Origin of the sequence: Nonomuraea sp. NPDC049758, assembly GCF_040674635.1 — a bacterium.
Classification (GTDB): Bacteria; Actinomycetota; Actinomycetes; order Streptosporangiales; family Streptosporangiaceae; genus Nonomuraea.
In genome coordinates, this window is sequence record NZ_JBFAMZ010000012.1 from 116565 (window position 1) to 137588 (window position 21024).

Sequence of the window (21024 nt, forward strand, 5' to 3'; positions counted from 1 at the left end):
CCCCGTCTGCGGTGCGCGCCGCCCCGGCGGCGTGGGCGGTGTCCTCCAGCAGGGTGGTGCCGCGCCCCAGCGCGGCCCCCGGCGCCGCGCAGGCGGCCCCCCCGGCCCTTTCACTGCTCGTTCCTCACTGTTCGTTGCCGGAGACGGCGGTCGTGGTGAGGCCGGAGGGCCTGCGTACGCGGGCGCTCCGGCCGGGACGGCTCACGTCGGGACGCCGGTCGCCCCCGCGGATCACGGGCGCGAGCCGGAGACGGCGGCTCACCAGGGGCGTGCCGCCGCTCAGCTTCGCCCGCAGCCGCGCGGGCGCCTCGGGGGCGCTGAGTTTCAGCGTCAACCGTGCCCCTCGGCGGGTCAGCCGCCGCCACAACGTGTGCCAGTCGACCATCGTTCCGGCCAGCGCGCCCATCGCCAGTATCGCGACCACCGCGATGACCAGGACGGCCAGGACGATGAGGACGAAGACGATCACCAGGGAGCCGATCGTACCGAGGACTGTCAACATTGGGCAAAAAGTGCCCGCTCACCAGCGAATTATGCCAATTTTTTGGGATATATCGGCCTTACTCGGCAATCCCGGTGGACTGGTCCAGCCGTCCGGGCAGGAGGTCGAGCCGGCGCAGTATCACGCCCTCGCGCAGCGCCCACGGGCACACCTCCAGCCGCTCCACCTCGAACAGGTCCATGGCCGCGTCGGCCACCAGCGCCCCGGCGGCCAGTTGCGCGGCCCGGCCCTCGGACACCCCGGACAGCTCGGCCCGCTCGGCGGAGCTCATGCCGGTCAGCCGGGCCGCCCAGGAGGCCATGTCGGCGCGGGAGAGCGCGCGCGAGACGTACGGGCCCTCGTTGGAGGCCGGCGCGCCGGCGATCCTGGCGAGCTGCTTGAAGGTCTTGGAGGTGGCCACGGCGCGGTCGGGCTCGCCGTACCTGGCCACGTCGCCGACCGTGCGGGCGATCTCCGTACGGACGTGCTTGCGCAGCTTGCGCACCTCCTCGGCGGAGGGCGGGTCGCCGGTGAACCAGTCGCGGGTCAGCCGCCCGGCGCCGAGCGGCAGCGACACCGCGACGTCGGGCTCCTCGTCCACCCCGGCGGCGATCTCCAGCGAGCCGCCGCCGATGTCGAAGGCCAGCAGCCGCCCGGACGACCACCCGAACCACCGGCGCACCGCGAGGAACGTCAGCCGGGCCTCGTCGCGCCCGGACAGCACCGCGATGTGCACGCCGCAGCGCTTGTCGATCTCGGCGAGCACCTGCTCGCCGTTGGCCGACTCGCGCACGGCCGAGGTGGCGAAGGCGAGCAGGTCCTCCACCCCCTTGTCCTCGGCCAGGCGCACCGCCTCCTCGACGAACGCGCCGAGCCGTTCGATGCCCTCGGGCGCGAGCCGGTTGTCCGCGCCGAGGTACTGGGTCAGGCGCAGCTCTTCCTTGTGGGAGTAGGCGGGCATGGGCCGCGCGCCCCGGTGGGCGTCGACGACGAGTAAATGGACGGTGTTCGAGCCGATGTCCAGCACGCCTAGTCGCATGGGAAAACGCTACCGGTCTGCGGCTTTTCGGGCGAAGCCGGCACCGCCCCGGCCGAGCCGGGCACACGGGCTTCCGCCGCGCGGCCATAGTCTGATCGCATGTCACGAACCCTGCGACTGCTGATCACCGGCGGCGGCACCGGCGGTCACACCTATCCGGCCCTGACGACCCTGTCGGCCGTCCAGCGACGTCAGGTGCCGCACGACGTGCTGTGGGTGGGCACGGAGAACGGCCTGGAGGCCCGGATCACGGCCGAGCACGGCATCCCGTTCAAGGCGATCACCACGGGCAAGCTGCGCCGCCGTCCGAACCTCAAGGAGCTCGGCACCAACATCGCCGACGTGTTCCGCATCCCGGTCGGGGTGTTCCAGGCGGTGGGGCACGCCGCCCGCTACCTGCCCGACGTGGTGCTGTCCACCGGCGGGTACGTGGCGGTGCCGATCGGCGTGGCTGCCAAGCTGATCCGCCGCCCGCTGGTCATGCACGAGCAGACGACCGTGGTGGGCCTGGCCAACCGCATCCTGGCCCGGCTGGCGACCCGGATCGCGCTGTCGCACGAGTCGTCGCTGGAGTACCTGCCGCCGTCGGCGCGGGCGAAGGCCGTGGTGACCGGCAACCCGGTGCGGCCGGAGCTGCTGCAGGGCAACCGGGCGGCGGCCTACGACCTGTTCGGGCTGACGTTCGAGGTGCCGCTGATCTACGTGACCGGCGGGGCGCAGGGCAGCAAGCAGATCAACACGCTGATCGCCGAGATCCTGCCGCGGTTGTTGCCGCACGCGCAGGTCGTCCACCAGTGCGGGCCGGCCTGGATCGACCAGATGCGGGCGGTCGAGGTGCCGCCCGGCCTGGCCGACCGGTACCACCCGGTGCCGTACGTGGGGACCGAGCTGCCCGACCTGTTCGCCGCGGCCGACGTGGTGATCTCGCGCAGCGGCGCGGGCACGGTGTCGGAGCTGACCGCGATCGGCAAGCCGTCGCTGCTGATCCCGCTGATCCCGACCGGGGGCGACGAGCAGCGCAAGAACGCCGGCTACCTGGTCTCGGCGGGGGCCGCGCGGGCGCTGCTGGAGCCGCGGCCGACGGCCGAGCAGCTGCTGGCCGAGCTGATGCCGATGCTGGCCGATCCCGGGCTGCGCGCGGCGATGGGGCAGGCGGCGGGCAAGCTGGGCCGCCTCGACGCCGCCGACGCCCTGTGCGACCTGCTCCTGGAGGCCGCCCACGGCGGCGGCTCCCCCGCCCCACACGGCCACGGCGGTCAGGCCGGTCAGGGCGGTCAGGGCTTCGGGGACCAGAGCGGGCAGGGCTTCGGAGTCCAGGGCGGTCAGGGTTCCGGGGGGCCCGGCTCCAGGTAGCGGAAGGCCTCGTGGGCGGAGCTGACGCTCCGCCTCAGCGCCTGGTCCAGGCGGTCGGCGTCCTCGGTCAGGCGGGTCAGCTCGTCCATCGCGCCGTCGCCCGCGCCGGTCTCGGCGACGAGCTCCTCGTACTCGTGCAGCCGCGCGCGCAGCTCGGCGATCTGCTGCCGGGCCCGGTAGGCGCGTTCGGCCTCGGCCACGTTGGCGGCGTACCGCTCCAGCGCCTCCACCCGGGCCACGACGGCCTGCTCGCTGCTGTCCAGCGCCCTGGTGAGGGGTTCGGCCACGGCCGCGACCTCGGGCGCGCTCTCCCCCGACAGGGTCTGCCGGTGCCGGGCGCGCAGGCCGGACAGCTTGGCCAGCAGGCGGGCGATCTCCCACTCCTGGGCGGGCAGCATCACCGCGTTGCGCACGTCGTCCAGCAGCCCTTCGAGGTTGACCCGCGACTGCGAGACCGTGGCGACCGCCCGCTGGGCCCGGCGCAGCAGCCTGCGGGAGGACTCGTCGAGGTCGTCGAGGAGCACGTACCGGCCCTCGTGCCGGACGGCCTGGGCGTGCACCCGCCGTTCGTGCTCGGCCTCCTCGCCCTCCGGCGTCTCGGTGCGGACGAACGTCACGATCATCAGCGGGATGGCGAGGAGCACGAGCAACAGCGGCCCCAGGGAGCGGCCGAGCCCTCCGGCGCCCAGCAGCAGGCCGAGGCAGACGGTCGCCCCGCAGACCGCGCCGAGCCGCCAGTACGGCGCGGCGGGCAGGCCGGGGCCGTCCGGGACCCAGCCCCTGCGCGTCCTGAGCAGCAGCCGCCGGTTGTCCCTGAGCAGCCGCGCGTCGGCCGGCGGCACGCCGGGATCGACGATGACGTCGGCCATGATGTCGGATCGGATGGGGATTCACCTCCTGCGAGGGCGGTTCCGCCCGGCCACCGGCATGTCAGCTCTCCAGGTACCGGAACGCCTCGTGGGCCGACCGCACGCTGCGCCGCAACACCTGCTCCAGGTGGTCGGCGTCCTCGGCGAGCCGGTCGATCTCCGGGACGGCCAGCGCGTCGGCGCCGGTCTCGGCCAGCAGCTCCTCGTAGCGCGGCAGGCGGGCGCGCAGCTCCTCGATCTGGCCGCGGGCGTGGTAGGCGCGTTCGGCCTCGGCGACGTGCCCGGCGTAACGTTCCAGGGCCTCGACGCGGGCGATCATGGCGGCCTCGCTGGTGGCCAGGGCCCTGTCCAGTGGCTCGATCACGGCGGCCACCTCGGGGGCGACGCCCCTGGACACCAGGGCGGCGTGCTCGGCGCGTAAGGCCGACAGCTTGGCCAGCAGGCGGGCGATCTCCCACTCCTGGGCGGGCAGCATGAGCGCGTTGCGGGCCCCGTCGAGCAGTCCCTCGGCGTTGACGTGCGAGCGCAGCACCGAACCGATGGCCCGCTGTGCCCTGGTCAGCACGTCCGCGGCGTCCCGGTCGAAGTCCTCGGGCAGCAGGTAGCGGTCCCGGTACGGACGGGCCCGCTCGTACACCTCGCGGTCGCGCGACACGTCGTGCTCGGGCAGCTCGCTGATCGACGCGATCTTGACCAGGACGATGAAGACGAACGTGCCCAATAACGTGAACCCGGCGGCCGGGTGGGACAGGGCCAGCAGCACGGCCATGAGCGCGACCACCCCGGGCGTGGCGGCCAGCAGGGCGACGCTGGAGACGCTCCTGAACCGCCCCGGACGCGCGTCGGCCGGCGGCACCCAGCCCGACCGGATCCTGGACAGCAGCGCAGCGTTGGCCCGCAGCATCCCCGCGACCTCCGGAGGAACCTCCGGATCGACGACCACACCCACGCTCTGTCCCGGCACCTTGGCGCCCCCAACGCTCGCGATGCAGTGGATATTACGTATTTTTTCGCAAGGATGTCAGCCTCCGAAAGGTCAGGCCCGGAAACCGCCTGGTCCGCGCCCCCGTCGCTCTTCCCGTCGCTGGTCCCGTCACTGCCCCCGCGACGGCCAGAGCGGCGGACACGCAGGCGAAGGGGATGGCGGGCAGGACGTACCGGTGGTCGAAGTCGAGGGCGGCCACCGGGGCCAGCAGCAGGAAGGCCGCCGTCGCCCACGGCAGCAGGGCGGCGCGCCGGCGTCCGGCCGAGCCGAGGCCGCCGGCCAGGAGCAGCACGCCGAAGACCGTGCCGTGCAGGAACCAGGGGTAGGGGTAGGCGGCCAGGATCGAGGCGTACGGCTCGACGGAGCTCATGCCGTGGATGCCGGGGTCGTACTCCGAGCGCACCTTCGCGACGAGGGCCTGCTGCTCGGGCAGCGGCCAGGAGCCGCGGGGGAAGGTGGTGGACGGGTTCATCCGCCGGGGGTGGGGCACCGGCGACCAGGTGAAGGCGAGCGAGGTGTCGCGGGCCACCTCGCGCAGGTAGTCCAGCGGCTGGGCGGCGATGGCGCGCAGGGCGAACGACCTGGCCAGGTCGTTGTGGGCGAACCGGTCGCCCGGGAGCCGGTTGAGCGAGGCGCCGGGGGCCCAGACGTACTCCGAGGCGGCGTCGGCGACGGTGCCGTTCGGGCAGAGCGGGGCCTCGGCGGGCGGCGGCTTGATGACCGAGCAGTCGGCGAAGGTCATGGTCCTGGCCCACAGGGCGACGCCGTCGGAGCCGCTGAGGGCGAAACGGCCGTGGTGCTGGGCGTACCAGCCGGCGTAGGCCGCCAGCGGCAGGGCGCCGGCCAGCACCAGCGCGGCCACCCGTCGCCAGGGCGCGCGGCGCAGCACCAGCCAGCCGGCCGCCAGGGCGAGCAGCGGCACGGCGGCCGTCCTGGTCAGCCCGGCCAGCGCGAGCAGCAGCCCCGCCACCGCCGCGGCCCGCGCCGACGGCACCCCGGGCCGGCCGCGCGGCGCGGCCGAGGGGGCGTGCCGCCACATCAGGACCACCAGCGCGGCGGTGATCAGGAAGATGACCTGGAGGTCCGACAGCACGGCGTGCTCCAGCCGGAGGAAGGACGGGTCGAACAGCACCGGCACGGTCGCCAGGGCGGCCCCCCAGCCGGGCAGCGAACGGCGGCGCAGCAACGCGTAGATCATCACCCCGATCCCCAGGCCCATGGCGTGCTGCAGCCCGGCGACCAGCTCCACGCTGTGGAAGGGCCGCAGGGCCCACAGGAACCAGGAGTACCCGGCGGGGTGGAAGGCCGCCTGGGGCCGCAGGTGCACGGCGGTGTCCAGGTACGTGAAGGAGTCGTACCAGTAGAGCTGCGCCGTGTCGTACCCGAGCATGACCAGTACGCGCAGCGCGGCGGCCGGCGCCAGCACGCAGGCGAACAGCCCGTGGCCGCGCGGGCGGCGCGCGGCGGGCGCGAGCGGACGCGTCCCGGCCAGGGTGGCTGCCATGACCTTCTCCCCCGTAGCCGACCGGGCCGGTCCCGGTCGTAGGGGAGGCAGTCCAGCGGGACGCCGATAACCTGAGCGTCACCGGAACTGGTTACGCCCGCGTTATGCGGTCTGGTCCAGACTTGCGGCATTTATGATCTTCTTGGGGGCTACAAGTGCGGGTTTTGATCGCCGAGGACGAGCGCATGCTCGCCGACTCGATCGCCGAGGGGTTACGGGGCGAGGCGCTCGCCGTGGACGTCGCCTATGACGGGGAGGCGGCGCTGGAACGGCTCGGCGTGCACGACTACGACGTGCTCATCCTCGACAGGGACCTGCCGGGGGTGCACGGCGACGAGGTGTGCCGGACGGTGGTGGAGCAGGACCGGCTGGTCAGGGTGCTCATGCTGACGGCGTCCGGCGACGTGCGCTCGCGGGTGTCGGGGCTGTCGCTGGGGGCCGACGACTATCTGCCCAAGCCGTTCGCGTTCGAGGAGCTGGTGGCGCGGGTGCACGCGCTCGGGCGGCGCGCCCGCCGGGCCGACCCGCCGATGCTGGAGCGGGCGGGTGTGCGGCTGGACTGGGCGCACCGGCAGGTTTTCCGCGACGGCGTGTACGTCCCGCTGGCCCGCAAGGAGTTCGGCGTGCTGGCCGAGCTGCTGCGCGCCCAGGGCGCGGTGGTCTCGGCCGAGGACCTGCTGGAGAAGGTCTGGGACGAGCACATCGACCCGTTCACCAACACCGTGCGGACCACGATGATGAAGCTGCGCAAGAAGCTCGGCGAGCCGCAGGTGATCGAGACCGTCCCCGGATCGGGGTACCGCATCCCATGACCGTGCGCATGCGTTTCGCCCTGGCCTGCGCCGGGGTGTTCCTCTTCCTCGGCGCCCTGACGGTGACCGGGGTGTACTTCGTCGTCCGGTCGCAGCTGGAGTTCCGGGCGGACCTGATCAGGCCCGACTTCCCCCGGGAGTACTCCTACGGCGACTCCTACCAGTCCGCCTACCGCAACGCGATGCGGGTGCGCGCGGCCTACCAGCGCGAGACGCTGAGCGGCGTGCGCACGGTGGGCGGGCTCATCGTGCTGGCCGCCACGGCCGGGGCGTTCGGGGTCGGCTGGCGGGCGGCGGGCTGGGTGCTGCGGCCGGTCAAGGCGGTGACCGAGACCGCCCGCCGGGTCGCCCAGAGCCACGACCTGACCGAGCGCATCGCCTACGAGGGCCCGCGCGACGAGGTCAAGGAGCTCACCGAGATCTACGACACCATGCTCGGCCGGCTGGCCCGCTCGTTCGACGGGCAGCGCCGGTTCGTCGCCAACGCCTCGCACGAGCTGCGCACCCCGCTGACGATCAACCGCACCCTGGTGGACGTCGCCGTTCGCCGCCCCGACGCCACCGACGACGTCAAGCGGCTCGGCGAGTCGCTGCTGCTGGTCAACGCCCGGCACGAACGCCTCATCGACGGCCTGCTGGCTTTGGCCGAGGGCGAGCAGGCGGTGCTGGACCGGCGGCCCTTCGACCTGACCGACGTCGCCGAGCACGTGCTCGACCAGGCCGGCGACGAGGCGGCCGAGCGGGACGTGACGATCCACCGGCTGCTCGACTCGGCGCCGACGACGGGCGAGGCGGTGCTGGTCGAGCGGCTGGTGCAGAACCTGGTGGAGAACGCGATCCGGCACAACCAGCCCAAGGGCGAGGTGTGGGTGACGACGCGGCGGCGGGCCGAGCAGGTCGAGCTGGTGGTGGCCAACACCGGGCTGCACGTGCCGCCGTACGAGATCGAGACGATCTTCCAGCCGTTCCGGCGGCTGCACGGCGACCGGCTGCGCTCGGAGCGGGGCAGCGGGCTCGGCCTGTCGATCGTGCGGGTCATCGCCGAGGCCCACGAGGGCACGGTCACCGCCAGGCCGCGCGACGAGGGCGGCCTGACGATCACCGTGGAGCTGCCCGTGGACCGGTCCGCGCCCTGACGGCCCTCACCGGGCCGCCGGTGGACCGGTCCGGGCCCTGACATCCGGCGCGCCGCCGCCGGTGGATCAGTCGCCGCCCTGGCGGATCTGCCAGAGTTCCTCCTCCGGCACGCCCGCCTTGACCAGTTGCTCCCAGGTCGCCACGCGCTCGGTCGGGTCGGCCAGCACCAGGCCGAGCAGCGGGCGCAGCTCGGCGTGGTCGGCGCCGTCCGCGCGCCACAACGCGCCCAGCGCCCGGTGCACCGCCGGGGACCGCACGGCCGCCGTCTCCACCAGCTCCCGCAGGACGGCCACCCGGTCGTGGAAGCGCAGCGCGCGCCCCTCCCCCACGGCCAGCATCAGCAGGTCGAGCAGCCTGCGGTGGCGGGGCGCGTGACCGGTGGCGGCGGCGACGATCGCGTCACCCATGGCGGTGCCCTCGGCGCCGCCGAGGATCACCTCCTCCTGGCCCCGCCCGGCGACGCGGTGCGCCGACAACGCGTTGACCAGGCCCGTCCAGCCCTCGTGCCCGAGCTGGCCCTTCCACAGGTGGCTGAAGGACGCCCAGCGGCCCAGCGGGTCGGGCCCGCCCAGGAGCTGCGAGACGGGCACGGGCTCCGGCGAGGCGGCCACGATGAGCAGGGCCAGATTGGCCGAGTAGGCGGCCAGGCGGCGGGTGACGGGATGGCGTACCGGCTCGAAGCCGGTGAAGCAGCGGCGGCGGCGCTCGTACAGGGACCGGCGCAGCAGCCCGGCCAGGTGGGTCACGCACCGGGCACGGACGGCCGCCGGCACCTCGTCCAGCAGCTCCAGGATGAACCCGACCGTCGGGCCGCGCTCGGCCAGGCAGGAGAACGACGTGACCGCGTACAGCAGGTCGTCGTCCACGCTCTGGACCAGGGCCAGCGGCTCGTCCCCGGCCAGGCGGCGGCGCCGGTCGAGGTCGCGCAGCGCGTACACGGTCAGCCAGGCCGTCAGGAACTCGCCGAAGGTGGAGTGGAGGAAGGAGTGACCGTCGCGGCGGATGAAGAAGAAGCGCTCGGTGGCCCGGCGGGCCCAGTCGACGGGCGGACGCGGCTCGTCGGGCTCGTCCTCGCCGCCTTCGCACAGCGCGGGCAGGTCGCGGGCGAGGTCCTCCTCGGTGATGACCTGCCGGCCGCGGGCGAGCATGGACAGGGCGACCGTGCCGAGCAGGACGAGCTCGCTGTCGATCACCACCCGCTGCGGGGTGGCGGTCTCGCGCTCGGTGAAGTCGCGCAGCAGCACCTCGTACAGGCGGGCGCGGCCGATCGGGCGGTGCTCGCGCTGCAGGGCGTTGCCGCCGGCGTCGTAGAGCGCGAGCAGCAGCAGGAGCAGCGGCTGCCGGGCCATCTCGCCCTGGGCCAGCGCGGTCGCCGCGGGCAGGGGCTTCAGGTCGCGCCGGGCCAGCAGGGCGCGGTTGGCCTGGTCCCAGATGTCGAGCCACTGGCGCACCTGGTCGTCCTCGAACGGCTGGAGCTGCAGCGCCAGCAGCCCGTCGGGGAACCTGATGCGGTCGGCCACCACGGTCCGGCTGGTCACGATCACCACGACGGGCCGTCCCAGCGCGGCCTCGCGGCGCTGGAACTCCTGCAGGTGCCCGAGGTAGTCGTAGCGGTTGACGCCGCCCTGCAGCAGCTCGTCGAAGCCGTCGAGCAGGATCACCGGCAGCGCGCCGTCGCCCGCGGCGACCAGGTCGGCGTAGGCGACCTCCTCCTCCAGCACGGCGGCGACGGCCTGCTCGATCTGCTCGGCGACCGGCGCGCGCGGCGAGACGCGCGGCAGCTCCACCCTGATGGGCAGGAACTCCGACCTGGCCAGGCGGGCGCCGAGCACCTCGGTCAGCTTGGACTTGCCCGCGCCGGGCTCGCCGAGCACCAGCAGGGGCGCCTGGGTGGCGCGCAGCGAGGTGAGGTGGCCGACGAGGAACGCCTCGGCGTCGGGCAGCAGGCGCTGGTCCCGCCACCAGCCGACGGAGGAGGGGTCGGACTCGCGGGTCAGCTCGGCGACCCGGCAGCGCGGGCTGAGGTAGCCCTCGCCGAGCAGCGGGAGCGAGACGTCCTCGGGAAGCCTGCCGGCGGCCAGCAGGGGACGGTCGAGCGCGTTCGCCGCCATCCTGACCCGGTGGATCATGGGACGGTCGCCGACCCGCGGCGGGGCCAGCTCGGCCAGCAGCCAGGCCACCCGCGACAGGCCGGTGCCCGGCGTCTGGCGGTCGGTGACCAGGCTGCGCACGCCGAACTCGTGGCTGTCCAGGGACAGCGAGCGGAAGTCCTCGTCGTAGATGCGCAGGGCGTGCGCGGGCGGGCCCTCGGCCAGCATCCGGGGTAACAGGAGCTGGTCGTCGACGGGCAGCTCGTCCCACACGCTGAGGCCGCCGACGAACCCGGCCATCGCCTCCGACATGCGCAGGTGGGCGCGTTCGACGGCCTGGCGGGTCTCGGCGAAGGGCACGTGCGGCTCGGGGGTGGGCAGGCGTTCCATGAGCAGACCGGCCACCAGGCGGGCGAAGCGCTCGGGGGTGGGCACGCCGTGCGAGATCTTGTCGGCCCGGTCGAGCTGCTCCAGGGTGAAGGGCAGCTTGGCCTCCCCCAGCGCCTCGAACCAGGACGCGACGACGATCACGGCGTGCGCGGCGGCCAGGCGCTGGGTGCGGGTGTAACGGTCCACGCCGCCCTTCAGCTCGGGCATCCTGCGGATGACCTCCTCGCCGTAGCGCACGACGTCGGAACGCAGGTCGGCCAGGCCCATGGTGAGCAGCCCGCCCCCGGCCAGCGCCCACCCCGTGCGGGCGGCGGCCGCGGCGAAGCCGACCACCTTGACGAGCCTGCCCTCCTTGCAGCCGAGCACCCTCAGGGCGTCGGCGTAACTCGGGGTCTCGATCATCAGCCTTCTCTCCGGGACCGGGAGGTCCCATCATGCGCCGGGAGGCGCCCCCGGCGCTGCCCGGACGCCCGCTCCGCTATGGGCCTTTCACCGCGTCGGCGATCTCCGGCAGCACGCCGGGGTCCTCGATGGTGGACGGCGTGGCGTACGGCCGGCCGTCGGCGATGTCGCGCATCGTGGCGCGCAGGATCTTGCCCGAGCGCGTCTTGGGCAGCCGGGCGACCACCACGGCCCGGCGGAAGGCGGCGACCGGCCCGACGCGTTCGCGCACCAGGGCGGTCAGCTCGCGCTCGACGTCGGCCGGGTCGCGGTCGGAGCCGGACTTGAGCACCACGAACCCGACCGGGAGCTGCCCCTTCAGCGCGTCGGCGACCCCGATCACCGCGCACTCGGCGACGTCGGGATGGGCGGCGATCACCTCCTCCATCGCGCCCGTGGACAGGCGGTGGCCGGCCACGTTGATCACGTCGTCGATGCGGCCCATGACGTAGAGGTAGCCGTCGGCGTCGATGTGGCCGCCGTCGCCGGTCAGGTAGTGGCCGGGGTAGCGGGACAGGTAGGAGGCCTGGAAGCGCTCTTCGTCGCGGTAGAGGGTGGGCAGGCAGCCGGGCGGCAGCGGCAGCCGGACGGTGACCGCGCCCTCCACCCCGGGCGGGCACTCGCGGCCGTCGGCGTCGAGGACGCGGACGTCGTAGCCGGGGACGGGTTTCGTCGGCGAGCCCGGCTTGATCGGCAGGGTCTCGATGCCGACGCAGTTGGCCGCGACGGGCCAGCCGGTCTCGGTCTGCCACCAGTGGTCGATGACGGGGACGCCGAGCAGGCCGCTCGCCCAGTGGTAGGTGTCGGGGTCGAGGCGCTCACCGGCGAGGAAGAGATGCCGCAGCCCGGACAGGTCCCATTTTTTCGCGAAAATGCCGGTGGGATCTTCCTTCTTGATGGCCCTGATCGCGGTGGGCGCGGTGAACAGCGTGCGCACGCCGTGCTGGGCGGTCACCCGCCAGAACGCGCCGGGGTCGGGCGTGCCGACGGGCTTGCCCTCGTACAGCACGGTCGTGCAGCCGGTCAGCAGCGGCGCGTAGACGATGTAGGAGTGGCCGACGACCCAGCCGACGTCGGAGGCGGCCCAGAAGACCTCGCCGGGGGCGGCGCCGTAGACGTTGGTCATGCTCCAGCGCAGGGCGACCGCGTGGCCGCCGTTGTCGCGCACCACACCCTTGGGCAGGCCGGTGGTGCCGGAGGTGTAGAGCACGTAGAGCGGGTCGGTGGCGGCCACGCTGACGCACCCGGCGGGCTCGGCGGCGCGCACGGACTCGTGCCAGTCGAGGTCGCGGCCGGGCGTCAGCTCGGCCGGACCCTGCGGGCGCTGCAGGATCACGCAGTGGGCGGGCCGGTGGGCGGCCTGGTCGAGGGCGGCGTCGAGCAGCGGCTTGTAGGCCACGACCCGGGCCGTCTCGATGCCGCAGGAGGCCGAGAGCACCACCTTGGGCTCGGCGTGCTCGATGCGCAGGGCCAGCTCCCTGGCCGCGAAGCCGCCGAACACCACCGAGTGCACCGCGCCGAGCCGCGCGCAGGCCAGCATCGCGACGACCGCCTCGGGCACCATCGGCATGTAGATCACGACGGTGTCGCCGGCCGTCACGCCGAGCGCCTTCAGCATGCCCGCCGTCCGCGCCACCTCGTCGAGCAGCTCGGCGTAGGTGATCGTGCGGACGGAGCCGGTGACCGGGCTGTCGTAGATCAGCGCCGACTGCTCGCCGCGGCCGGCCGCGACGTGCCGGTCGAGCGCGTTGTGGCAGGTGTTGAGCCGTCCGTCGGGGAACCACCTGTTCCCGTCGCTGACGACGGCGGGCGCGACGTCCCAGTCGATGTCGCGCGCCGCCTGCGCCCAGAACTCCGCCGGGCGCTGGATGCTCCGCCGGTAAGCCTCGTCATAGCCGCCCATTTTTCGATCAGACCAGCCGCCGGCCCCCGAACGCAAGCCCCGTGGGAGGGTGTCCGGATGAATGACGATCTCATCCTGTCCGTCGTGACGGGCTCGCGGGCGTACGGGCTGGAGACCGCGGCGTCCGACACCGACCGGCGCGGCGTGTTCGTGGCCCCCACCGCGGACTTCTGGCGGCTGTCCAAGCCGCCCACGCACCGCGACGGGCCGCTGCCCGAGCAGTTCTCGTGGGAGGTGGAGCGCTTCTGCCTGCTGGCGCTGGAGGCCAACCCGACGGTGCTGGAGTGCCTGTGGTCGCCGATCGTGGAGGTGGAGACCCCGGCCGGGCGGCGGCTGCGCGAGCTGCGCGGGGCGTTCGTGTCGCGGCGGGCGCGGCAGACGTTCGCCGGGTACGCCGTCGACCAGTTCCGGCGGCTCGACCCGGCGGCGCCCAAGTGGAAGCAGGCCATGCACATGCTGCGGCTGCTGCTCAGCGGCCTGCACCTGATGCGGCACGGCGAGCCGCTGGTGGATGTCGGGGCGCACCGCGAACGGCTGCTGGCGGTCCGGCGCGGCGAGGTCCCGTGGGCCGAGGTGGACGCCTGGCGGGCCGCGCTGGCGGCGGAGCTGGCCGCCGCGCCCTGCGTCCTGCCGGAGCGGCCGGGCCGCGAACGTGTGGAGGACTTCCTGGTGGGCGTGCGGAAGGAGCACCTGTGAACACGCTGCCGTCCGGGCTGCCGTCCGGGCTGCCGTCCGGGCTGCCGTCGTGGCTGCCTGAGATCCCCGGCGAGCAGCCGTACCCGGTGGCGTTCGCCACGGTGAGCGGCGCCCATCTGTACGGGTTCCCGTCCGTGGACTCCGACGTGGACCTGCGTGGCGTGCACGTGCTGCCGGTCGAGGAGGTGGCCGGGCTGCGCACCGGGCCGCAGACGCTGGACCGGACGTGGACGCGCGAGGGCGTCGAGGTGGACCTGGTCACGCACGACCTGGTCAAGTTCTGCCGCCTGCTGCTCGGCCGCAACGGTTACGTGCTCGAACAGCTCCTGTCGCCGCTGGTGGTGACGTCCTCGCCGGTGCACGAGGAGCTGGTGGCGCTGGCGGCCGGGTGCGTGACGCGGCACCACGCCCACCACTACCTGGGGTTCGCGCGTACGCAGTGGCGGTTGTTCGGGCGTACGGGCGAGCTGAAGCCGCTGCTGTACACCTTCCGCGTGCTGGCGACGGGCATCCACCTCATGCGCACCGGGGAGCTGGAGGCCGATCTGACGCGGCTGCTGCCGTACGGGCCGCCGTACCTGCCGGAGCTGGTGGCGGCCAAGCGGGAGGCCGAGCACGGCGCGGCGCCGCAGGTGGCGGGCGTGGCCGAGGACGTGGCGCGGATGACGGCCGCGCTGGAGGCGGCGCGCGAGGGCTCGGCGCTGCCCGAGCGGGCCACCTCGGACGACGCCCTGCACGACCTGGCCGTGCGGGCGCGCCTGGCGTCCCGCCCCTGACGGGGTGCGGCCGGTCAGGGGCGGGACAGGGGTTCAGGCGGCGCCGGGGTCGGCCGACAGGACGAGCCGGACCGAGACGTTCTCGTACCCGGCGCGTTCGAACGCCCGCGCCATCGGGACGTTGCCCGCGTCGGTGTCGGCCATGATGCCCGGCACGCCGCGCTCGGCGTGGAAGCGGGTGATCTCGCCGAGCAGCTCGTCGACGTAGCCGCGGCCGCGGTGCGCGGGCACCACGCCGAGGTAGCCGACCACGGGCCCGGCGTCGTTGGCGGAGGGCAGCGCGACGCCGACCAGGTCGCCGCTCTTGTCGTAGGCCAGCCGCCACCAGGACCGCTCGCCCCGCATCGAGCGGTTGTCGCGGACGTCCTCGCGGGCCTGCTCCACGGGGTCCGTGGTCATCAGGGCCTGGCGGGTGTGGAAGTCGAGGGTGCCCTCGGCGACCTGGCGGAAGGCGTCCACGAACATCTCGTCGTCGTCATCGCCGCGGAAGACCAGCCGGTCGGACGGCTCGGGCACGGGTGAGCCGGGCGTCCAGGCGTAGCGCAGGCGTTCCAGCTCCTCGGTCAGCCCGGCGCGGCCGGCGGCCTCCCAGCGCCAGGCGATGGCCGCCGACGCCTTCGGGTCCTCGCGCCAGCCGTTGGAGACGAAGACGTGGTACTCCGGCGTCCGGCCGAACGCGGCGTGCGCGTGGCTCAGCAGCTCGGCGGCCAGCTCCACACGGTCCTCGACCGAGGGGTGGACGTAGACGCAGTCGAGGGCGAGCGGTCGCTCCTCGCCGGCGAAGCCCCACCAGACGGCGCGGGCCAGGATCTCGCCGTTCTCCTCGGCGAGCCAGATGCGGTCGTAGCGGTAGTTGCGGCTCTCCAGGAAGGAGAGCAGCCGGTCGGGATGGGCCCAGCTGATGGATTCGTCGACGACACAGCCGAGCAGGCGGTCGAGGTCAGCCTCGGCCGCGGGACGGAAAAGCACAGTTCCTCCGAGAAATGAAAATCACACTTACACTGCCAAACATCTCAGTGCCTCCCTTCTCCCGACATTTCGCAGCACTCTAGTCCAGCTTGCCGTGGCCCGCTCGCCGTTTTCCCGGACGTGATCTTCCCCTCGTGGCCGGAGGACGACGTGAGTACGCTGGACCGCGTCCAGTTTCCGGCGTTTCGCGATCCGGCGGGACGATTCCGATCCGGCCGACGATGAGGACAGGGATGAGGACAGGATGGGCTCCGTGAGGTCCTACGACGACGACACGCTGCCGCTGCAACCGCCGATCCGGCTCCCCGACGCCGCCACCCTGGCCTCCGCGGTCCGCGCCGCGCCGCTCGCGGGCGAGCTGAAGGCCCTGCTCGCCCTGCCCGACGCCCCGCAGACCGCCCTGCCCGACGCCCCGCAGACCGAGCGAGGAGAAAAGCAGGGGGACGACCAGGGTGACGAGCGTGCCGGCGACGCGCGGGTGCTGGAGGCGTGGGCGCGGGTGTGCCGGGCGCGGCTGGCCGCCGACGAGCGGCTGCTGCTGGAGCTCATCCGCATGTTCCTGTCCAGGGAGCCGGTCGCCGGGCGGGTGCCCCAGGCGCTGACCGACCTGGGGCTGGTGCGGCAGGCGGAGCCGTACACGCTGAGCTGGCTCGGGCTGTGGGTGGCGCGGCTGATCATCGCCGAGACCGCCGGGCAGGAGATCCCCGTCATGGGGACGCTGGCCGGCGCCGACGCCGCCACGCTGCTGCACGGCCTGCGCTCCTACCCCGAGGCCGAGCGGAGCGAGGAGCTGGCGGGCTGGCTGGCCGGCCGCGACCGCGAGCGGGCCGCCGCCGAGATCGCCGGGGCGCTGGCCGGGGTGAGCCCGCTGAGCCGGGCGGTCGGCGTGGAGCTGCTGGAGTCGAGCCTCGGCGAGGAGGGCCGCCGGGCGCTGCGCGGGCTGCTGGAGGAGCCCCGGCTGGGCGCGGTGGTCGCGGCCAGGACGGGCCGCGAGGAACGGCGGCCCACCCCCGACGAGATCGCCTGGGTGCTGGTGGACATGGCGGCGGCGCTGCTGGAGTTCGGCGGCGGAGAGGCGGGCGAGGTGATCGACTCGATCGCCATGGGGATGGACGCGGAGGAGCAGGCGGGCACGATCGCGATCCTCGCCTTCGGCGACCACCCGTGGACGGGACGGGTGCTGCGGGTCGTCATCGACCACCACCCGGACGAGCGCGTCACGGCCGCGGCCCGCAAGGCCCTGCGCCGCCTGCGCGGCCTCGCCGACATCCGCACCTGACGGGACACGGCCGCGGGAGGCACGGGACTGCGGGGCGCGGCTGCGGGGACGCGGGCGCGGCGGGCGGGGCCGGTAAAGTCGGCTTGATGACGAAGCATACGATCTCCCCGCAGAGCGGCATCCTGGGCGACGGCTTCGGCTGCGACTGCGGCGCGGTGCTGGCCGGGCGGATGGCGGCCGAGCTGCACGCCGCCGAGAACGGCCGGTGCTCGGCCTGTCTCGGCTCGGCGGTGGAGCAGCTGGCCCCCGACCTGACGCGCGGGTGCACGGTCTGCGCGGCGACCGGGGGCCGCAAGGAGCAGATCACCTGGCAGCTCGCCCACACCGAGGCCGAGGAGCTGATCACGATGACCGTCGTGCGCGGCATCGTGGCGGGGCTCGACGGGCCGTTCCACCTGTCGGAGATCGCCGACACGGTGCGGGCCGGGTTCGGGCTGCCCGCCGGGCGGCTGCCGGTGGGACCGCGGGTGCGCGACCTGCTGCTCCAGCTCCAGGCGGCGGGCGAGATCGCCATGCTGTCGGCTCCCGACGAGCTGCTGGGCACCGACCAGGTGCTCTACCGCGACCCCCAGTGGCAGCGCACCCGCACCCTCGGCCTCTGAGGCGCACCCCCCGCCCGGCAGATCAGGAGCAGCCCGTCACCCGCCCGGCGGGTCAGGGGCGGCAGAGGATCTCGCCGTGCAGGACGGAGAGCCAGGCGTCGTCGGCGGCGGCCCACTCCAGCCAGCCGGCGGCCATGCGCTCCAGGTCGGACGCGGTGGCCGCACCCGTGGCGAGCGCCTGCTCGGCCAGCGCCGACCGCCGGACGCGGTCGGCCCACATGCCGCCCCACCACGCGCGGTCCTCGGGGGTGGCGAAGCACCAGGTGGAGGAGGTGGCGGTGACCTCCTGGAAGCCGGCGGCGCGGGCCCAGGACAGCAGGCGCCGCCCGGCGTCCGGCTCGCCGCCGTTCGCGCGGGCGAGGCGCTGGTAGAGGGCCATCCAGTCGTCCAGCGCGGGCAGGCGCGGGTACCAGGCGAAGGCCGAGTAGTCGCTGTCCCTGGCCGCGACGTACCCGCCGGGCTTGGTCACCCGGCGCATCTCGCGCAGCGCCCGCACCGGGTCGCCCACGTGCTGGAGCACCTGGTGGGCGTGGACCAGGCAGAAGCTGTCGTCGGGGAAGTCGAGCGCGTGCGCGTCGGCGACGGCGAAGTCCACGTTGCCCAGCCCGCGCGCGCCGATCTCGGCCCTGGCCAGCGCCAGCGCGTCCTCGGTCACCTCCGACGCCGTCACGTGGGCCACCCGCGCGGCCAGGTCCGCGGTGATCGTGCCGGGCCCGCTGCCCACGTCGAGGACCTTCATCGCGGGCCGCAGGTGCGGCAGCAGGTACGCGGCCGAGTTCTCCGCCGTGCGCCACCGGTGCGAGCGCAGGACGGACTCGTGGTGCCCGTGGGTGTAGACGGCGTCCATCGAAAGACTCCTTCACGACGATGTGTGCTCCGACCCTAGCGCGAGTCTCATCTATCGAGAGAACGCGTCTTTCTATGTGAGACGGCGTCGGGCGTCCGGCGTCGCTCATAGACTGGTCGCGGCAATGTCCTGGCAAAAGGAAGGCGTGGTCGTGGGAGAGGTCCGGCCGATCGTGCACGTGGGCGATCCGGTGCTGCACAATCCGTGCGAGCCGGTCACCCGGTTCGACGGCGAGCTGGCCGCACTGGTCGACGACATGTTCGCGAGCATGTACGCGGCCGAGGGCGTGGGCCTGGCCGCCAACCAGATCGGCGTGCCGCTGCGCGTGTTCGTCTACGACTGCCCCGACGCCGAGGGCGTCGGCCACAAGGGCGTCGTGGTCAACCCGGCCCTGGAGCTGCCCGGCCTCGGCGAGCGCCGCCTCGACCCCGACGACGAGGGCTGTCTGTCGGTGCCCGGCCAGTTCGCCCCGCTCCCCCGGCCCGACCACGCCACCGTCCACGGCTTCGACGCCGAGGGGCGGCCGGTCACGGTCGAGGGCACCGGCCTGCTGGCCCGCTGCCTCCAGCACGAGACCGACCACCTCGACGGCTACCTGTACATCGACCGCCTGCCGGCCAAACGCCGCAAGCAGGTGTTGGCAGCCTACGAGCAGACCAAGGACGCTAAAGAGGATATTTCTCCGCTATAGTGGAGGAATGCAAGGTGAAGGCGTCCTGTCCAGTGGGCTGTCCCTGGCCGAGCTGGGCGGGCGCATCCGCGCCGAGCGGCGCGGGCGCGGGTTGTCCGTCGAGCGTCTGGCCGAGCTGAGCGGCATCAGCCGGAGCATGGTCTCCGACGTCGAGCGCGGCGCGAAGTCGCCGACCGTGCTGGTGCTCGACCGGCTGGCCACGGCCCTCGGCACGTCGATCTCCCGGCTGCTCGACGAACCGGCGCGCGAGGACGTGCGGGTGCTGCGGCACGACCGGCAGCGGGTGCTGCGCGACCCGTCGGGCTGGGAACGGCGGGTGTTGTCGCCGGTGCTGGCCGACGTGGAGTTCGAGTTCATGCGGACCACGATCGGCCCCGGCGTGGACGCGGGCGAGTTCGCCCCGCACGCCCGGGGCTCGCGCGAGTACCTGGCCGTCGAACGCGGCACGCTGCGCCTGACGATCGACGACCGGCCGTACGAGCTGGCGGCCGGCGACTCGGCCGCCTACCCCGGCGACCACCGCCACGCCTTCGCCAACGACGGGACCGCCGACTGCGTCTTCTACCTGGCCATGGAGCTGAGTGGCGGCGGCCACCACGAGACCTGGAGGGAATCCCCGCATGGATGAGCTGCGCCGCGCCGGCGTCAGGGCGGCCGAGATCGCGGCCGCCCATCTGGAGGGCGTCCCGGCCGGGCCGGTGTGGCGGCCGGTGCCCGCCGCCGAGCGCGCCTGGCTGGGCGAGCTGCCGCTGCCCGACGCCGGGCGTCCGCTCGACGCGCTGCTCGACGACGTGAGCGCCCATGTGCTGCCGTACCCGATGGGCAACGGGCACCCGCGCTTCTTCGGCTGGGTGAACTCGCCGCCCTCCCCCGCCGGCGTGCTCGTCGAGCCGCTGGCCGCCGCGCTCAACCCGAGCTGCGCGGGCGGCGACCACGCGGGCCCGCTGCTGGAGCGTACGGCGGTGCGCTGGCTGGCCGAGCTGGTCGGCTTCCCGCACCCGCCCGGCGGCGGCCTGCTGACCAGCGGCGCGTCGATGGCCACGATCGTCTGCCTGGCCACGGCCCGGCAGCACGCCGCGCTCGCCGACGGCTGGGACGCCCGCGAGGAGGGCCTGCACGGCCGCCCGCCCATGATCATGTACGTCACCGAGGAGGGCCACAGCTGCCTGCACAAGGCGGCCCAGCTGCTCGGCCTCGGCGCCCGGAACGTCCGCAAGGTGCCGGTGGACGCCTCCTTCCGCATGGACGTCGGCGCGCTGCGCACGATGATCGCCGACGACCTGGCGGCAGGCCTGCGGCCGTTCTGCGTGGCGGGCAGCGCGGGCACTGTCAACTCCGGCGCGGTCGATCCGCTCGACGCCATCGCCGACGTGGCCGCCGAGCACGGGCTCTGGTTCCACGTGGACGGCGCCTACGGCGCGCTCGGCGTGCTCGACGCGCGCTCGGCGCCCGCCTACGCGGGGCTGGACCGGGCCGACTCGCTGGCCCTCGACCCGCACAAGTGGCTCGGCGTCCCGGTCGGCTGCGGCTGCGCACTGCTGCGCGACCCGGCCGCCGCGCGGGCCGCCTTCAGCCTGGTGCCGTCGTACCTGATCGACGACAACGCCGACGACCTGGGCTGGTTCGCCGAGTACGGGCCCGAGCAGACCCGTCCGTTCCGGGCGCTGAAGACCTGGGCGACGCTGTCGTACCTGGGCAGGGAGGGCGTCACGCGCCTGGTCGAGCACACCGGCGGCCTGGCGCGCACGCTGGCCGCCATGGTCGAGCAGGCCCCGGACTTCGAGCTGCTCGCGCCGGTCGCCACCTCCATCACGGCCTTCCGCCACACGCCCGCCACGGCCGGGCCAGGCGGGCTCGACGCGCTCAACCGGGCCCTGCCGGGCGCGGTCCAGGCGCGCGGCAACGCCTTCCTCACCGGCACCCGCCTGGGCGGCCGGGACGCGCTGCGGGCCTGCTTCCTGCATCCCGGCACCACCGAGGACGACCTGGCGATCCTGCTGGAGGAGATCCGCCTGGCGGCGAAGACGCTCTGAGGCCCGGTAAAGGGCTTCTCCACGGACGTACCGGACACGCATGGCCGGACGCCGGGATCCGACAAAGCCCTGTGAGCTCTCCCCCGGCCCGGGTAGTAAGCGGCCGGGACGTGAGCAATCAGGAGGA

General features: G+C 73.9%; 19 protein-coding genes. 10 read left to right on the plus strand and 9 right to left on the minus strand.

Annotated features, from left to right (window positions below):
- Positions 1 to 124: 124 nt before the first annotated feature.
- Together AB0J46_RS29430 and AB0J46_RS29435 are read right to left on the minus strand one after the other, a co-directional pair.
- Positions 125 to 502 carry a hypothetical protein gene (locus AB0J46_RS29430; RefSeq protein ID WP_364337406.1) on the minus strand — a complete coding sequence of 126 codons (378 nt, stop codon included), beginning with the start codon at positions 500 to 502 and terminating at the stop codon, positions 125 to 127.
- A 58-nt stretch (positions 503 to 560) separates the two neighbouring features.
- Positions 561 to 1520 carry a Ppx/GppA phosphatase family protein gene (locus tag AB0J46_RS29435; protein ID WP_364337408.1) on the minus strand — a complete coding sequence of 320 codons (960 nt, stop codon included), beginning with the start codon at positions 1518 to 1520 and terminating at the stop codon, positions 561 to 563.
- Between the two features lie 99 nt (positions 1521 to 1619).
- Here AB0J46_RS29435 and AB0J46_RS29440 point away from each other — a divergent pair, with 99 nt between their 5' ends.
- Complete coding sequence (locus AB0J46_RS29440; RefSeq protein WP_364337410.1) at positions 1620 to 2873, plus strand: UDP-N-acetylglucosamine--N-acetylmuramyl-(pentapeptide) pyrophosphoryl-undecaprenol N-acetylglucosamine transferase; 1254 nt, start codon at positions 1620 to 1622, stop codon at positions 2871 to 2873.
- Here AB0J46_RS29440 and AB0J46_RS29445 read toward each other — a convergent pair.
- From AB0J46_RS29445 to AB0J46_RS29455, 3 genes are all read right to left on the minus strand, one after another.
- Positions 2843 to 3742 carry a hypothetical protein gene (locus AB0J46_RS29445; RefSeq protein WP_358286439.1) on the minus strand — a complete coding sequence of 300 codons (900 nt, stop codon included), beginning with the start codon at positions 3740 to 3742 and terminating at the stop codon, positions 2843 to 2845. The genes AB0J46_RS29440 and AB0J46_RS29445 overlap by 31 nt on opposite strands.
- Before the next feature lie 61 nt (positions 3743 to 3803).
- On the minus strand, positions 3804 to 4691 hold the full coding sequence (locus AB0J46_RS29450) for a hypothetical protein (RefSeq protein WP_364337412.1): 888 nt from the start codon (positions 4689 to 4691) through the stop codon (positions 3804 to 3806).
- A 49-nt stretch (positions 4692 to 4740) separates the two neighbouring features.
- Positions 4741 to 6231 (minus strand): phospholipid carrier-dependent glycosyltransferase, encoded by a 1491-nt coding sequence (locus AB0J46_RS29455; RefSeq protein WP_364337415.1) that lies wholly within the window; start codon positions 6229 to 6231, stop codon positions 4741 to 4743.
- Between the two features lie 155 nt (positions 6232 to 6386).
- Here AB0J46_RS29455 and AB0J46_RS29460 point away from each other — a divergent pair, with 155 nt between their 5' ends.
- Both AB0J46_RS29460 and AB0J46_RS29465 read left to right on the plus strand, forming a co-directional pair.
- A complete protein-coding gene (locus AB0J46_RS29460; protein ID WP_352325242.1) occupies positions 6387 to 7043 on the plus strand; it encodes a response regulator transcription factor in 657 nt (218 codons plus the stop codon).
- The gene (locus tag AB0J46_RS29465) at positions 7040 to 8179 is read left to right on the plus strand and encodes a HAMP domain-containing sensor histidine kinase (protein WP_364337418.1); all 1140 of its coding nucleotides are present in this window, start codon (positions 7040 to 7042) and stop codon (positions 8177 to 8179) included. The genes AB0J46_RS29460 and AB0J46_RS29465 overlap by 4 nt, the downstream gene beginning before the upstream one ends.
- 66 nt (positions 8180 to 8245) lie before the next feature.
- Here the strand turns inward: AB0J46_RS29465 and AB0J46_RS29470 are convergent, their stop codons facing one another.
- Together AB0J46_RS29470 and AB0J46_RS29475 are read right to left on the minus strand one after the other, a co-directional pair.
- Entirely contained in the window at positions 8246 to 11062 is a 2817-nt protein-coding gene (locus AB0J46_RS29470; protein WP_364337420.1) for a hypothetical protein, read from the minus strand.
- A 76-nt stretch (positions 11063 to 11138) separates the two neighbouring features.
- On the minus strand, positions 11139 to 13004 hold the full coding sequence (locus tag AB0J46_RS29475; protein WP_364337422.1) for a propionyl-CoA synthetase: 1866 nt from the start codon (positions 13002 to 13004) through the stop codon (positions 11139 to 11141).
- Positions 13005 to 13061: 57 nt separating this feature from the next.
- On the opposite strand from AB0J46_RS29475, the gene AB0J46_RS29480 reads away from it, so the two are divergent.
- Both AB0J46_RS29480 and AB0J46_RS29485 read left to right on the plus strand, forming a co-directional pair.
- On the plus strand, positions 13062 to 13700 hold the full coding sequence (locus AB0J46_RS29480; RefSeq protein WP_364337424.1) for a nucleotidyltransferase domain-containing protein: 639 nt from the start codon (positions 13062 to 13064) through the stop codon (positions 13698 to 13700).
- Positions 13697 to 14476: a nucleotidyltransferase domain-containing protein gene (locus AB0J46_RS29485; protein WP_364337426.1), complete on the plus strand. Its 780-nt coding sequence runs from the start codon at positions 13697 to 13699 to the stop codon at positions 14474 to 14476. The genes AB0J46_RS29480 and AB0J46_RS29485 overlap by 4 nt, the downstream gene beginning before the upstream one ends.
- 33 nt (positions 14477 to 14509) lie before the next feature.
- Here AB0J46_RS29485 and AB0J46_RS29490 read toward each other — a convergent pair whose 3' ends face one another.
- Positions 14510 to 15445 carry a GNAT family N-acetyltransferase gene (locus AB0J46_RS29490; RefSeq protein ID WP_364337428.1) on the minus strand — a complete coding sequence of 312 codons (936 nt, stop codon included), beginning with the start codon at positions 15443 to 15445 and terminating at the stop codon, positions 14510 to 14512.
- A gap of 253 nt (positions 15446 to 15698) precedes the next feature.
- On the opposite strand from AB0J46_RS29490, the gene AB0J46_RS29495 reads away from it, so the two are divergent.
- Complete coding sequence (locus AB0J46_RS29495; protein ID WP_364337430.1) at positions 15699 to 16724, plus strand: hypothetical protein; 1026 nt, start codon at positions 15699 to 15701, stop codon at positions 16722 to 16724.
- Positions 16725 to 16810: 86 nt separating this feature from the next.
- Positions 16811 to 17326 (plus strand): hypothetical protein, encoded by a 516-nt coding sequence (locus tag AB0J46_RS29500; protein WP_364337432.1) that lies wholly within the window; start codon positions 16811 to 16813, stop codon positions 17324 to 17326.
- A 52-nt stretch (positions 17327 to 17378) separates the two neighbouring features.
- Here the strand turns inward: AB0J46_RS29500 and AB0J46_RS29505 are convergent, their stop codons facing one another.
- A complete protein-coding gene (locus AB0J46_RS29505; protein WP_364337434.1) occupies positions 17379 to 18173 on the minus strand; it encodes a methyltransferase domain-containing protein in 795 nt (264 codons plus the stop codon).
- Between the two features lie 124 nt (positions 18174 to 18297).
- Here AB0J46_RS29505 and def point away from each other — a divergent pair, with 124 nt between their 5' ends.
- The 3 genes from def to AB0J46_RS29520 are packed head-to-tail and all read left to right on the plus strand — an operon-like array spanning position 18298 to position 20897.
- Positions 18298 to 18864, plus strand: coding sequence for a peptide deformylase (def, locus tag AB0J46_RS29510; RefSeq protein ID WP_364337436.1), 567 nt, complete (start codon positions 18298 to 18300; stop codon positions 18862 to 18864).
- 7 nt (positions 18865 to 18871) lie between these two features.
- Positions 18872 to 19492, plus strand: a complete 621-nt coding sequence (locus AB0J46_RS29515; RefSeq protein ID WP_364337438.1) for an XRE family transcriptional regulator — start codon at positions 18872 to 18874, stop codon at positions 19490 to 19492.
- A complete protein-coding gene (locus tag AB0J46_RS29520; protein WP_364337439.1) occupies positions 19485 to 20897 on the plus strand; it encodes an aminotransferase class V-fold PLP-dependent enzyme in 1413 nt (470 codons plus the stop codon). The genes AB0J46_RS29515 and AB0J46_RS29520 overlap by 8 nt, the downstream gene beginning before the upstream one ends.
- The last annotated feature ends 127 nt before the right edge of the window (positions 20898 to 21024 follow it).

Excerpts from the sequence above, each read along its gene's own strand:
- AB0J46_RS29430 (WP_364337406.1), bottom strand. The coding sequence starts at position 502 with ATGTTGACAGTCCTCGGTACGATCGGCTCCCTGGTGATCGTCTTCGTC.
- AB0J46_RS29435 (WP_364337408.1), bottom strand. The coding sequence starts at position 1,520 with ATGCGACTAGGCGTGCTGGACATCGGCTCGAACACCGTCCATTTACTC.
- AB0J46_RS29440 (WP_364337410.1), top strand. The coding sequence starts at position 1,620 with ATGTCACGAACCCTGCGACTGCTGATCACCGGCGGCGGCACCGGCGGT.
- AB0J46_RS29445 (WP_358286439.1), bottom strand. The coding sequence starts at position 3,742 with ATGGCCGACGTCATCGTCGATCCCGGCGTGCCGCCGGCCGACGCGCGG.
- AB0J46_RS29455 (WP_364337415.1), bottom strand. The coding sequence starts at position 6,231 with ATGGCAGCCACCCTGGCCGGGACGCGTCCGCTCGCGCCCGCCGCGCGC.
- AB0J46_RS29465 (WP_364337418.1), top strand. The coding sequence starts at position 7,040 with ATGACCGTGCGCATGCGTTTCGCCCTGGCCTGCGCCGGGGTGTTCCTC.
- AB0J46_RS29470 (WP_364337420.1), bottom strand. The coding sequence starts at position 11,062 with ATGATCGAGACCCCGAGTTACGCCGACGCCCTGAGGGTGCTCGGCTGC.
- AB0J46_RS29475 (WP_364337422.1), bottom strand. The coding sequence starts at position 13,004 with ATGGGCGGCTATGACGAGGCTTACCGGCGGAGCATCCAGCGCCCGGCG.
- AB0J46_RS29480 (WP_364337424.1), top strand. The coding sequence starts at position 13,062 with ATGAATGACGATCTCATCCTGTCCGTCGTGACGGGCTCGCGGGCGTAC.
- AB0J46_RS29500 (WP_364337432.1), top strand. The coding sequence starts at position 16,811 with ATGACGAAGCATACGATCTCCCCGCAGAGCGGCATCCTGGGCGACGGC.
- AB0J46_RS29505 (WP_364337434.1), bottom strand. The coding sequence starts at position 18,173 with ATGGACGCCGTCTACACCCACGGGCACCACGAGTCCGTCCTGCGCTCG.
- def (WP_364337436.1), top strand. The coding sequence starts at position 18,298 with ATGTCCTGGCAAAAGGAAGGCGTGGTCGTGGGAGAGGTCCGGCCGATC.
- AB0J46_RS29515 (WP_364337438.1), top strand. The coding sequence starts at position 18,872 with ATGCAAGGTGAAGGCGTCCTGTCCAGTGGGCTGTCCCTGGCCGAGCTG.
- AB0J46_RS29520 (WP_364337439.1), top strand. The coding sequence starts at position 19,485 with ATGGATGAGCTGCGCCGCGCCGGCGTCAGGGCGGCCGAGATCGCGGCC.